Origin of the sequence: Arthrobacter luteolus NBRC 107841, assembly GCF_001552075.1 — a bacterium.
GTDB classification, from domain to species: Bacteria; Actinomycetota; Actinomycetes; order Actinomycetales; family Micrococcaceae; genus Arthrobacter_B; species Arthrobacter_B luteolus.
The window spans coordinates 689743-702521 of sequence record NZ_BCQM01000001.1 but is presented as its reverse complement, the minus strand read 5'-3'; the positions used below and the strand labels follow the sequence as shown (position 1 = coordinate 702521).

General features: G+C 66.9%; 12 protein-coding genes. 8 read left to right on the top strand and 4 right to left on the bottom strand.

Features of this window, described 5'->3' with window-relative positions; genetic code table 11:
• Nucleotides 1-160: 160 nt before the first annotated feature.
• The 6 genes from AL3_RS03240 to AL3_RS03215 all read left to right on the top strand — a co-directional run bounded on the left by AL3_RS03240 (nt 161) and on the right by AL3_RS03215 (nt 5437).
• A complete protein-coding gene (locus tag AL3_RS03240; RefSeq protein ID WP_066296533.1) occupies nt 161-802 on the top strand; it encodes a type II secretion system F family protein in 642 nt (213 codons plus the stop codon).
• Nucleotides 803-812: 10 nt separating this feature from the next.
• Nucleotides 813-1430, top strand: coding sequence for a type II secretion system F family protein (locus AL3_RS03235; protein WP_066296526.1), 618 nt, complete (start codon nt 813-815; stop codon nt 1428-1430).
• 222 nt (nt 1431-1652) lie between these two features.
• Nucleotides 1653-3551, top strand: coding sequence for a tannase/feruloyl esterase family alpha/beta hydrolase (locus AL3_RS03230; protein WP_083521425.1), 1899 nt, complete (start codon nt 1653-1655; stop codon nt 3549-3551).
• Nucleotides 3552-3896: 345 nt separating this feature from the next.
• A complete protein-coding gene (locus AL3_RS18850) occupies nt 3897-4382 on the top strand; it encodes a DUF4244 domain-containing protein (RefSeq protein WP_246168398.1) in 486 nt (161 codons plus the stop codon).
• On the top strand, nt 4379-4801 hold the full coding sequence (locus AL3_RS03220; protein WP_306303019.1) for a TadE family type IV pilus minor pilin: 423 nt from the start codon (nt 4379-4381) through the stop codon (nt 4799-4801). Before AL3_RS18850 ends, AL3_RS03220 begins: the two co-directional genes overlap by 4 nt.
• A 174-nt stretch (nt 4802-4975) precedes the next feature.
• Nucleotides 4976-5437: an Rv3654c family TadE-like protein gene (locus AL3_RS03215; protein ID WP_246168400.1), complete on the top strand. Its 462-nt coding sequence runs from the start codon at nt 4976-4978 to the stop codon at nt 5435-5437.
• Nucleotides 5438-5557: 120 nt separating this feature from the next.
• Here the strand turns inward: AL3_RS03215 and AL3_RS03210 are convergent, their stop codons facing one another.
• From AL3_RS03210 to AL3_RS03195, 4 genes are all read right to left on the bottom strand, one after another.
• Nucleotides 5558-6631, bottom strand: coding sequence for a substrate-binding domain-containing protein (locus AL3_RS03210; RefSeq protein ID WP_083521388.1), 1074 nt, complete (start codon nt 6629-6631; stop codon nt 5558-5560).
• Nucleotides 6632-6696: 65 nt separating this feature from the next.
• Nucleotides 6697-7719: an ABC transporter permease gene (locus AL3_RS03205; RefSeq protein WP_066296514.1), complete on the bottom strand. Its 1023-nt coding sequence runs from the start codon at nt 7717-7719 to the stop codon at nt 6697-6699.
• A complete protein-coding gene (locus AL3_RS03200) occupies nt 7716-9245 on the bottom strand; it encodes a sugar ABC transporter ATP-binding protein (protein WP_066296512.1) in 1530 nt (509 codons plus the stop codon). The genes AL3_RS03205 and AL3_RS03200 overlap by 4 nt, the downstream gene beginning before the upstream one ends.
• Nucleotides 9242-10282, bottom strand: a complete 1041-nt coding sequence (locus AL3_RS03195) for an NAD(P)-dependent alcohol dehydrogenase (protein ID WP_205054074.1) — start codon at nt 10280-10282, stop codon at nt 9242-9244. The genes AL3_RS03200 and AL3_RS03195 overlap by 4 nt, the downstream gene beginning before the upstream one ends.
• Before the next feature lie 164 nt (nt 10283-10446).
• On the opposite strand from AL3_RS03195, the gene AL3_RS03190 reads away from it, so the two are divergent.
• Nucleotides 10447-11388: a sugar-binding transcriptional regulator gene (locus AL3_RS03190; protein WP_066296497.1), complete on the top strand. Its 942-nt coding sequence runs from the start codon at nt 10447-10449 to the stop codon at nt 11386-11388.
• Nucleotides 11385-12773, top strand: a complete 1389-nt coding sequence (gene xylB, locus AL3_RS03185; RefSeq protein ID WP_066296495.1) for a xylulokinase — start codon at nt 11385-11387, stop codon at nt 12771-12773. Before AL3_RS03190 ends, xylB begins: the two co-directional genes overlap by 4 nt.
• The last annotated feature ends 6 nt before the right edge of the window (nt 12774-12779 follow it).

Here is a 12779-nt window from a genome sequence, read left to right as displayed (position 1 = left end):
GGCTGGGGGACTGGTAGCCCTGCTGCTCGCAGCCGCCTGGCTGGTACTTCTCGGCGGATGCCGGAACCAGCTAAGGATCCTGCAACCACTCCCTGGCCCCGGGGCGGGTTCCCAGTCTGGTCCGCCGGGGCCGGAGGCGTCATTTGGCGGTTCCCCACGGATGGGGCAGGTGCAGGCCGCACGGCTGAAGGCGGGGAGCCGGGAGGAGGAGCTGCACCGGCTCCCGCTGCTGGTGCATCAGCTGGCCGGTCTGCTGAAAGCCGGCCGGGCCCCGGGCGAGCTGTGGGCAGACGCAGCCCGGTTGAGCCGGGAAAGCGCGGGCCCGGTGGGCCGGGGGACTCTGGACGGGGGAAAGGAAGCAGCGGTCCTCGAGTCTGCCGCACGCGCGGCTGCGCTTGGTCTCAGTCCGGTGCCCATGCTGCGGGCAGCAGCCCGCTCGGCCCGGAGCATTGAATCCATGGTGTGGAACGACCTCGCCGCCTGCGTGCATTCCTCCGAACGCAGTGGTGCCCCGCTCGCCGGGATCCTGGAGCGGTACGCCCATGGTCTGGAATCCGTCTTGGATGCCCGGGCGGCGAGGGCAACGGCGCTGTCCGGGCCGAAAGCGACCATCCGGGTCCTAACCTGGCTGCCGGCCGCCGGTTTGGGAATGGGCTATGTGCTTGGCGCGGATCCCCTGACCGTGCTCGCCCAGACACCTGTCGGGTGGGGAGCGGCGGCGGCGGGCGCAGGCCTGGCCCTTGCCGCGCGGATCTGGACCAGGCTTCTGGTCCGCCGGGCGGCCGGACCGGAACCGGCGTGAGACCAGGAACATGACCGGGGCGGCGGTGGCTCTGCTGCTGGGTGCAGCCGTCTGGGCCCTGTACCGGCCACGCCTGGAACCGGCACTGCAGCCCAGCAGCCCCGACCGCGGCAAGGTGGAAGCCGCTGCCCCGGGCGGGGTCACCGGCGGTGAGGGCGGAGGGATCAGCGATCCCGCCCTGATGCTCGACCTGGTTGCGGCCATCCTGGTATCCGGACGGCCGCTGCCCACCGCCCTGCGTATCCTCAGTGAATCAACCGATCCGCGGTTGGCCCGGAGACTGGCCGGTGTGGTCATTGCCCTGGAGCTTGGCTCGGACTGGCAGGAGGCCTGGGTACTGGCTCTCGCCAGCAGTCCCGCCGCGCCGGGCGACGAGAAACCACAGCTGCATGCAGCTGCGGATGTGCTCCGCCGGGCCCTGGCTTTCGCGGCCTCAAGCGGTGCACCCTCAGCCGCCGTGCTGCATGCCCAAGCCGATCAGATCCGGCGCAGCCGGGCAAGGGAAGCTGAGCGCCGCGCAGCAGAACTGGGCATCCATCTGGTGCTGCCCCTTGGCCTATGCGCGCTTCCGGCATTTATCTGCCTGACGGTGGTTCCGCTGCTGCTCGCGTTGCTTCCCTCCTTCTGACGGGCCTGGGCCCTGCTGGGGACGCGGGACCATTCTGCTGCGGCCGCTGAACAGATAGGACCCGTTCACAACGTTTGAGGTAGTGGACTATTGCCAATGTCAACAATGCCTCCTACGTTGGGCAAGGATGGCATCGACCGGCGCAATGAGGCACCGGGCGGCTTGGCCCGGTGTGTCCGTGGCGGATGAAGCTGCTCATCGAAACCCAATGGAGGGATGGACATGATCACCAGGTTCAGCGGGGCTTCGCAGGCTCCCGACGGCGGCAGACACCCGCGCCGCCTTGTTTACGCTGCGGCGCTCGCCGCTCTGACGCTGACAACAGGGCTGGTATCCGCTTCTGCGGCGCAGCCCGAGACGTCAAAAAAGATCCCGCAGCTGTCAGCAGCGCAGCCGGGGACCTTGGAAGAATGCGCCGGCCTGGTGTCCTTTGACTACGGGACAACCACCATTGCACGGGCGGAAATAGTTCCCGCGGCCGAACTGACCAACGCCGGCACCCCTGTGGGTGAGCATTGTTTGGTCCAGGGGCAGATGAACGAACGCATCAGCCCTGTCGACGGGCAGAAATACGCGATCGGGTTCGAGATGCGCCTGCCGGCGGACTGGAGCGGCCGCTACCTCTACCAGGCCAATGGCGGAACCGACGGTCGTGTTGCCCCGGCGGTCGGTGCGATTACGGGCGGCCAGCTGGAGAACGGCCTGCAAATGGGGTTCGCGGTGCTGAGCTCGGACGCGGGCCACAGCGGAGCGCAGAACCCGTTGTTTGGACTCGACCCTCAGGCGCGTCTGGATTATGGCTACCAGGCGGTGGGAACACTGACCCCGATGGCGAAGGAACTGATTGCGGCAGCGTACGGCCGCGGACCCGACCGGTCTTACATCGCGGGCGGCTCGAACGGCGGACGCCACGCAATGGTTGCCTCCACCCGCTACGCGCAGGAGTACGACGGATTCCTGGCCGTCGCTCCCGGCTTCAATCTTCCGCAGGCAGCGGTGGCTCAGCTGTGGGGTGCACAGCAATGGGCAAGCGTGGCCGCTGCCCTGCCGGTGACCGGACCTGCCGACCTTGAAACCGCGTTCCCGGCCGCGGAGCGTCAGCTCGTCGCCAACGCAATTCTGGCCAGGTGCGACGGGCTGGACCGGCTCAAGGATGGGATGGTGCAGAACATCGACGCTTGCCAGGACGTTTTCTCCATCACCCGGGACGTGCCCACCTGCGCTCCGGTACGGGACGGAACATGCCTCACCACCGCGCAGAAGAAGGTCATCGCGGCGGTGTTCGCCGGCGCCCGCAACAGTGCCGGAGAGGAACTGTACAGTTCGTTTCCGCTGGACCCGGGAATCGTTTCGCCGGGTTGGGCCAGCTGGAAGTTCACGAGTTCGATAGACGCCAACCGGGACCCGGTCTCGGTGGGCTTTATTTTCTCGGCCCCGCCGGAGAATGCCAGCATGCTGGAGGACACCCTGGGCTACGCGCTGAATTACGACGTCGACACGCAGGCTCCGCAGATCTTCGCGGCAGACGAGGTGTATACCGAGAGCGCGATGTCCTTTATGACGCCGCCGAACCCAACGCAGCTTGATACGCTCCGCGGCCGCGGAGCCAAGATGATCGTGGTCCACGGCGCTGCGGACGGAGTCTTCTCCTCCGATGACACAGCGGCCTGGTACCGGTCCGTTGACAGCCGCTACAAGAAAAAGGCCGACGAATTCGTCCGCTACTTCGAGGTACCGGGAATGGGCCATGTCCGGGGCGGCCCAGCCACGGACCAGTTCGACGGACTCGGGGCGTTGGTCAACTGGGTTGAAGGCGGACACGCACCCGACCGTATGGATGCCACGGCCCGCGGCGCAGGCAACCCCGGCGGCGTCAACCCGGAGATCCCTGCCAGCTGGTCGGCGGACCGCTCCCGGCCGCTCTGCGTGTACCCGTTCACCGCACAGTACAAGAAGGGCGATCCGGAAAGCGCCGACAGCTTCAATTGCGGGAGCAGTAACGGCAACAGCAACGGCAACAGCAACGGCAACGGGAACGGCAACGGCAACGGGAACGGCCACGGGAACGGGAACGGCCACGGGAACGGGAACGGCCACGGGAACGGCAATGGCCGTCCCTAGCTGACACCGGGACTTCCGAGCCCTGCACCCGGTCTGTCTGAACCCCGGTTTGCTGCTGATCCAACGGGTCACTGCTCCGGCCCCGCGTCCGTGCGTGGGCCGGAGCATGCTGTTCGAGTCTGGTGGTGAGCTCCGCTGCGGCAGCGGACGCGCCCACCCGGGCTGCACTGTTTCCCGGCAACGCTGCGGATCGCCTGTCCTCCACAACCGACTGGGACCGGGCCGTTATCCAGAATGCCGTTTTTGCCTGAGCCGGTGGCAAGGGGAGGGACCAGAATCGATCCCACGCCGGAGATCTCCCAGACTCTTCCGGCACAGGACAAGAAACGAACAAAGGAGCCCTCCATGTTGTCCCTGCCGTTTGAATCCCCATCGCTGCACACAACACCCCCTGCGCCGGCCGTCACCGGCTTGGCGGAGGAACCCTGTTGCACCCAGTCCGGCTGCACCTGTTCGGAGGGACGGCAGGCAACCAGGGCGGGGACCGGAGCCCGGGCGGCGGCAAGCACCGGTCCCCGTGCCCGGACCAGCGACCCCGCCCACGCCCACGCCAAACACCCTGCACGTGAGAGCGCCAGGGACGGAACCGGTTCCACGGGCGACCTGGGCCCTGCCGACGGGTCTGCCCTCGCTCCGGTTATTCCACTGCGTCCCCGGCAGCCGGTAACCGCCGTCCCGCAGGACCGCGAGGCGGGTATGGCGACGGCCGAGTACGCGATCGCAACGCTGGCCGCCGTGGCCTTCGCCGCGCTGCTGGTTGCCGTATTGAGCAGCGGCGATGTGCGGGAGCTTCTTCTGGCACTTATCCGGGGAGCCCTGAGTTTCGGGTGACTCCGCGGTTCTGCAGCCGTGGAAGGTGGCCTCGGAAGAATTTGAAGTGGCCCATCCGTGGATGCAGCCTCAGCCGGCCTTCCGGAGAGCGGGGAGCCGTCACAGCCGAGGTGGCCGTGGCCTTGCCAGCTCTGGTGGTCCTGTTGGCTGGGCTATTGACCGGAGCAGCAGCGGGAGTCACCCAGCTCCGGCTTGAGGAAGCGGCCAGCGCAGCGGCCCGGCAGGTCATGCGAGGCGAAGCTTCCGCCGCCGGGGAGACTGTTGCCCGGCTTGCGGGATCACGCGCCGGATTCGAGCTGAGGACGGAGGGCGAATGGGTCACGGTCTCCGTAAAGTCCACCCTCAACGCCCCTTTGCTCGAACACCTTCCGATCACGCTCTCGGCACAGGCCGTTGCGCTCCCGGAACAGCTGCCCTGACCATCCTGAGGAAGCAGGCGGCTGCTGCCGAGTCACGGATGCTGTTCTTCGTGGGATTCCACGCACGCTGTGGGGAGCTGAACCGGCGCGCCCGGCGGGCACGGAGCTGCATCCGGAACCTCAAATCGAGGCCTCGGTCCGCGGGATTCACGGCACACAGAAAGGCAGGACACGGTGGAATTCCAAAGCGGTACGGGGGAAAGGCAGGGCCTCGCAGTAACCGGTACGTTCCAGCAGATCCGCAACCGGACGAACCCAGACCGGCAGCAGCGGGACGCCGGAGCCGGAACGGTTTTGAGCCTGGGTCTCTGCCTGGCGGTGATCACCCTGCTCCTGGCTGTGCTGGCTCTGGCCCAGGCCACGATCGGGGCAGCACGTGCTGGCGCAGCGGCCGACCTGGCGGCGCTCGCCGGTGCAGACACCATCCGGGCTCTTCGGGCCGGGGACCCTTGCACCGTCGCAGCAGAGGTCGCCGCCCGGAATGGAGCAGAACTTGGCTCCTGCGCCCCGGATGTGGGAGCCCTTTCCATCACGGTGGACGTCGCCTCATCTGCCGGAAGGCTGCTGCCTTGGGCACCATCGGCGCGCGCCAGGGCCGGCCCGCCCGGATCGCAGTGGCTGCCCGGATCGCAATGACCGCCCGGGCAGTCTGGAACCCCGGACCGCAACGGCCGCCCGGGAACTGCCGTGAACAGCAAATTGGCGGCTGCCGGAGTGATCCGGCAGCCGCCAACAGCTCTAGGGAGGATTCAGCGGTTACTGCTCCTGGCCGGGCAGACCTTCGTAGGCCACGTTGCCGGAGGCGAGGTTCTCGTCGATAAGAGCGGGCAGGCGGTCCAGGAACGCGTCACGTTCGGTCACCACGTTCTTCATGGCGTCCTCGACGTTCTCCGTGGTGATGGCCGGCATCATGTAGACGGGCTTGGCGTCAACGTCTTCGCCCTTGGCGAGCTTGATGGCCACGGCCAGGCCGGCTGCCATTTCAACCGTGCCGTGCTGCAGCGAGGTACCGATGAAGTCGCCGTTCTTGACCGCGTTCAGGCCGTCCTCGATGCCGTCAATACCGACGATCGGGACATCCGTGACCCCGGCTTCCTTCAACGCCTGAAGGGCGCCGAGACCCATGTCATCGTTCTGGGAAATAACGCCGTCAATGTCGGCGCCGAAGGCAGAGATCCAGTTGTTCATCTTGTTGACGGCCTCGTCACGCTTCCAGTTGGCCGTGTCCTTCGCCAGCACCTTCACGTCCGGGTACTGCGCCAGGACAGAGTCGATTCCTGCGCCGCGGTCGATCTCGCCGGAGCCGCCCAGCGGACCCTGCAGGATCACCACGTTGCCCTTGCCGCCCAGCTTGTCCATCATCATCTGGGCTTCCTGCGCGCCGGCTGCGACGTCGTCAGGCTGCACCGAGCCGTCAAGATCATCGTTCTTCAGCGACGCGTTGACGTCCACGAAGGGAATCCCCGCTGCCTTGGCCGCGGCGACCTGGGGCTGCAGCGAACCCGCCTGGACCGGGTTCACGAGGATCGCGTCAACGCCCTGGTTCACGAACTGGTCCACCTGGTTGGCCTGGGTGTTGACGTCCAGGTTGGCGGAGTTCCAGAGGATCTTTACGTTATTGGCAGCGGCGTATGCGTCGATGCCTTCCTTGCCCTGGGTGACGAAGGAGGACATGTCGTAAACGCTCACACCGATGGTGAGCTGCTCGCCGCCGGCATCGGTGGCACCGGACGCGGCGTTCGGGTCACCGGCGCCGCAGCCGGTAAGGACGAGCGAGAAAACTCCGACAGCAGCGATGCTGGTGGCGAGTTTTTGCAGAGGACGGATCATCGTTGACACTCCTGATAGTGGGTTGGGCTGATGAATAGGTGGGGGGATGAAAGAACAGGGGACCGCTATTTGCGGTGTTTGGACGCCCAGACATCAACGGCGACAGCCGCGACAATGAGGATGCCCTTCATAACGTCCTGCCAGTAGGCAGGAACAACCAGCAGGTCGAACCCGTTGTTGAGGGTCTGGATGAGCAGCAAGCCAAGTGCTGTACCCCAGATGCTTCCGCGGCCGCCCATCAGCGAGGCTCCGCCAATGACGACGGCGGCAATCGCGTCGAGTTCGTAACCGGAGCCCAGGTTCGGAGCGCCGGAGATCACCCGGGAAGCGATCATGATTCCCGAGAGCCCGGCGAGCACACCGCTGATGGCATAAACGCTGAGCAGGATCCGGGAGCTGTTGACGCCGGCAATTTCGGCAGCCAGGCGGTTGCCGCCCACGGCGTAGACGCGCATGCCGTAGGACGTACGCTTCATGATCACGCCAAGGCCGATGATGCTGACGATCATGAGGATCACCGGGATCTTGACGCCGAGGATCTCCGTGTTCGCAAAGCTGCCGAAGCTGTTGGGCAGGCCGTTAATGGGCGCTCCGTTGCCGATCACGTAGGCAATACCGGAGGCCAGCGTCATCATGCCCAGCGTGGCAATAAAGGGCGGGACCTTCATGTACGCGACCACCAGGCCATTGATCACGCCCGCCAGCAGGCCGACGGCGACGGCGACCAGGAGGGCCAGCCACACCTGGTCGGGGTTCGATTTGGCCGTAAGCGCCCCGGCCATGGCGCTGGCCGCGATAACGCTGCCGACGGAGAGGTCGATGCCGCCGGTCAGGATCACCAGGGTCTGCCCCAGCGCGATCAGCGCGAACGGCGCCGCAGCGATAAGGATGGTCGCGAGGTTCTCCGGAGTGCCGAAACGCGCGCTGCGGTACAGGAAGAAGCAGATCACCAGCACCATCACAACAACCATGGCGTGGTCGATGAGCAGCTGCTTGATCCAGGGCCCGCTGAAGCGCGCGGGTCCCAGGGATGCAGGCCGAGCCGTTTCTGCCTGCCCGCTGGGGGAAGCCTGTTTAGTCGTCGTCATTTGCTGTGGTCCTTCTCGGAGTGGGCTTCCTGCCCGGAGGCGAGTCTGAATATGCGGTCTTGGACCTCGGGATGGGAGAGTTCCTCCCGGGAGAGTTCGGCAGCGAAACCGCCGTCGCGCATCACCAGGGTCCGGTGGGTCAGGGAGAGGATTTCGGGCATGTCGGAGGAGGCCATCACCACGGCCATGCCGGACTGCGCGAGGTCGGTGATGATCCGGTAGATCTCGTTGCGGGCACCAACGTCCACGCCCCGGGTCGGCTCATCCAGCAGCAGCACATCAACGTTCCCGGTCAGCCAGCGCCCCAGGACCACCTTTTGCTGGTTGCCGCCGGAAAGTGTCTCCACCGGCTGGTGCAGGGTGCGGCGGCGCAGCCGCAGGGAGTCCATAACTTCGACGGCGGTCTGGTGCCGTGACTTCCGGTGCAGCCAGCCCGCGGTGGAAAAGGCCGAGATCCGCGGAAGGGTGGTGTTATCCAGGATGGACATTCCCATCACAGCGCCGGCGCCCTTGCGGTCCTCGGGGACCAGCGCCATGCCGGCAACGATGGAGGCGGCCGGATTACCTGCCCGGACCTTGGTTCCTGAGACGGTGACGGTTCCGGAGGTGCGGGCCCGCATACCGAAAATCGTTTCGAGCAGCTCGGTGCGTCCGGCACCGACCAGTCCCGCCAGTCCGAGGATCTCTCCGCGGCGCACCGAGAGGTTCACCGGGTCCCGGTCGCCTACCCGCAGGCCGGTGGCTTCGAGCAGGACCTCGGAGCCGTGGGGGTGGATCTCGGGAAACAGGTCTTCCAGGTCGCGGCCGATCATCGCACGCACAATGTCGTCATCGGTGACGTCCCCGATGGGGCTGTCCGCAACAAGGTTTCCGTCCCGGAGCACGATGACCCGGTCCGACATGGCCCGGATCTCTTCCATCTTGTGGGTGGTGAAGAGCAGCGCCACCCCGTCGGCGCGGAGCTGGCGGACCACTGCGGCCAGACGGGCCACTTCCTTCTCCGCGATGGCGCTGGTGGGCTCATCCAGGAGCAGGACCTTGGCCCCGCGGGTGGTTGCCTTGGCAATTTCGATGATCTGGCGGACGCCGACGGGCAGCGAGCCCATCTGGATCTCCGGGGAGATGTCCAGCCCGAACTTGGCCAGCATGGCCCGCGCTTCGGTCTTCATGGCCCGGCGGCGCAGGAAACCGGCACGGCGCAGTTCCCGTCCGATGAACAGGTTCTCGTACACGCTCATGTCCGGGATCGAGGCGAGCTCCTGGGGGACGATGGCGACCCCGAGCTGGTTGGCTGCCTGCGGGTTCCCGACGGGAAGGTGCTCCCCGGCAACGCTGACGCTTCCGCTGTCCGCCCGGTACTGGCCGGAGGCGATCTTCATCAGCGTGGATTTGCCCGCACCGTTTTCCCCGGCGAGGGCGGTCACCGTGCCGGGCTCGAGGGTGAGGGTGATGCCCTTCAGCACCGGAACGCCGGCGAATCCCTTCCTGACGTCAACGCATTCCAGGGCTCCTGCACCGGCAGTCATGAGGCGCTTCCCGGCCGGATCATGGTCTTCAAGCTGGTGGAAGCCGTCGAAACCCGAAGGGCTTCTTCGACGTCATCGAGGCCATAGGAACCGGTGACCAGGGAGTCCAGGTCCACCCGGCCGGTGCTGACCAGGTCGATGGCGGTGGGCCAGGTGTTGGCGTAGCGGAAGATTCCGGTGACCACGAGTTCGCGGTTCTGGATCAGCGGGACCGGGAAGGCAATCTGGTCCGCGCCCATGCCGACCAGCACTGCGGTGCCGGCCGGGGCGAGGGCCTCCAGGCCAGCGAGGACGGCCGGGGTGGCGCCGGAGCATTCGAGCAGGGCGTCCACGCCCAAGGTGCGGAGCTCGGCGTCGTCCGCAATGGCGTCCAGCACCCGGTCCGCACCGAACTTCAGGGCCTGGGCGCGGCGGTCGGGGTCCACATCGCTGACGATGACTTCGGTCGCGCCGAAGGCCCGGGCGACCTGCAGGGCGATGATGCCGATCGGCCCGGCGCCGGTGACCAGCACCCGGGTTCCGGCCGTGATGCCGGCTTTGCGGGCGGCGGCAATGCCCACGGACAGCGGTTCCATCAGGGCTGCGGCGTCATCGGAGACGCCGTCGGGGATCCGGAAGGCGAAGTGGGACTGGATGGTGACGTACTCGGCAAACGCACCGTCGATCGGCGGGGTGGCGTAGAACTCCATGTGCGGGCAGAGGTTGTAGGCGCCGGCAAGGGTCTGCCGGCTGGTCGGCGAGGGACGCTGGGGTTCGATCGATACCCGTTCACCGAGCCTGGATTCGGCAACGTCCGAGCCAACGGCCACGATGGTTCCGCCGGCCTCGTGCCCCAGGACCAGCGGGGATTCGACGACGAAATCGCCGATCCGGCCTTCCTTGAAGTAGTGCACATCGGAGCCGCAGATCCCCACCGCACCAACACGGACGAGGACCTCGTCGGCGGCGGGCGACGGGACGGGACGCGGCTCGACGACGATTTCGCCGGCGCGGCGCAGCACGCTGGCACGCATCTGCGTTGGAAGTGGTTCGCGCATGGGTTTCCTTCTCATGGGTTGCTTCAACGGGCTTCCCGCTGAGCAGAGACGCGCCGTGACGACAGCCACAAGTATGCACCACTTTTTCTCACTTGTGCAATTGGTGTGCTCATGTGAGCACAGGTAGGCTATGGTGGAAGCCCGCCCCCTGCAAGGAGACGTATTTGGCACCGATTGGCCCCGACGAGCTGGTTCGGCTGGCTCACATTGCCCGCGAACACTACATAGCCGGCAAAACCCGCGTCGAAATTGCAGAGGAACTTGGCCTGAGCCGGTTCAAGGTGGGCAGGCTGCTCGACGACGCCGTGAAGTCCGGGATCGTCACCTTCGATATTTCGGTCCCCGGCCCCGTGGACGTGGAGTGCTCCCTGGAACTGCAGCGGCGGTTCGGCCTCACGCGTGCCGTTGTGGTCCGTACCCCCACGGATGCGTCCGAAGCCGTCCAGGAGGAACTGGGCAGGGTCGGCGCGGAGCTGCTCGCCGAACTGGCCGCACCGGATGACGTCATCGGTATGACAGCCGGCCGTACCCTGGGCCGGCTCGCCGATTCCCTCGGCACGCTGCCCGGCTGTGAAGTAGTCCAGCTGGCCGGAGTGGCCGGGCCGATCCAGGCCACCGGGGTGGAGGTCATCCGGCGGGTGGCCGAAGCTTCCCGGTCACGCGGCTGGACCCTGTACGCGCCCATTGTCGCTTCCGACCCGGAGGCAGCGGCTGCCATCCGCCGGCAGCACGACGTTCAGCAGACCATGGAGCAGTATTCCAAAGTCACGCTGGCGCTGGTGGCGATCGGCAGCTGGGCACCCGCCGATTCACAGTTCTTCGACAACCCGGCGCTGACCGCCGAGGACCACGCAGCCCTCCTGGCCAGCGGCGTCCAGGCCGATATCGGGTCCATCCTGATCGACCGCGAGGGAAAAATCGTCGACGATATCCAGTCCCGCTGCGTGGCCATTAACGACGCCGAGCTGCGGCAGATCCCTGAGGTGATCGGCGTCGCCGGCGGAGCGCTGAAACACGACGCCGTCCGGGCCGCCCTCAAATCAGGGCTCATTGATTCGCTTGTCACCGATTCCACCCTTGCCAACCGACTGCTGGAGAAACCATGACCCGCACCGTCGTCGCCGGTATCGATTCATCAACCCAAAGCACCAAGGTGCTGCACGTGGATGCCGAGACAGGTGAGATCCTCAGCAAGACCTCGGCCCCGCACCCCGACGGGACGAGCATCGACCCGGAAGCCTGGTGGGAAGCCCTGCAGTCGCAGGACCGGCTGGAGGACGTAGCTGCGGTCTCGGTCAGTGCCCAGCAGCACGGCATGGTGGCCCTGGACGCCGCCGGTGTGCCCGTTCACGATGCCCTCCTGTGGAATGACACCCGGTCCTCGGCGCAGGCGAAAAAGCTCCGGGAAGCCCTGGGGGCGGAGGCGTGGGCACGCGAGATCGGCATTGTTCCGGTCCCCTCCTTCACCGTCACCAAACTCGCCTGGCTGGCCGAAAACCACCCTGACCTCGCCGACCGCGTGCACCAGGTCCTGCTTCCGCACGACTGGCTGACCTGGCGGCTCGCCGGCCGCCCGGAGGAGGCAACCACCGACCGCAGCGACGCTTCGGGCACCGGCTATTATTCGGTGCCCGAAGGCCGCTACCGCAAGGACATCCTGGAACTGGCCTTCGGACGCTCACCGCTGCTGCCCCGGGTACTGGCTCCGAGCGCGGCGGCGGGTAAAACCGCCTCGGGTGCGCTCCTGGCAGCCGGCTGCGGGGACAATGCCGGAGCAGCGCTGGGACTGGGCCTGACACCGGGCGAAGTGGTGGTCAGCATCGGGACCAGCGGCACTGTCTTCGCGCCGTCGGCCGCCCGCATCCAGGACCCCAGCGGAGCCGTGGCAGGATTCGCGGACGCTACCGGCAACAACCTGCCGCTGCTGGCCACGATCAACGCTGCCCGCACCCTGGCCGCCAGCGCCCGGCTGCTCAACGTTGACCTCGCTGCCTTCGATGACCTGGCCTCAGCCGGCGCGCCGGACGCCGGCGGGCTCACCCTCATTCCGTATCTGGACGGCGAACGCACCCCTGACCTCCCGCACGCCACCGGAACAATGACCGGACTGACCCGGGCGAACCTGACAGCCGAAAATCTGGCCCGGGCGTCCGTCCTGGGCCTGCTCTGCACTCTTTCGGATGCCCTGGACCGGCTGCGCGCCCAGGGAGTTGCCTGCGAACGGGTTGTGCTCATCGGAGGAGGATCGCTGTCCCGTTCCGTCCGCCGGGCGGCCGCGGAGATCTTCAACGCCGAGGTCGTCATTCCTGCCCCCGCGGAATATGTGGCCCTAGGTGCGGCCCGGCAGGCAGCCTGGGCCCTGAGCGGGGAAGCAGAGCCTCCCACCTGGTCCCGCTCCACGGAAGAAACACATACCCCCACCGGTGCCTCCTGGGCAGCCGAGGTCCGGGGACGCTTCACGGCGTCCCGCATCGCCGCTTATGGACTGTGACGGTCC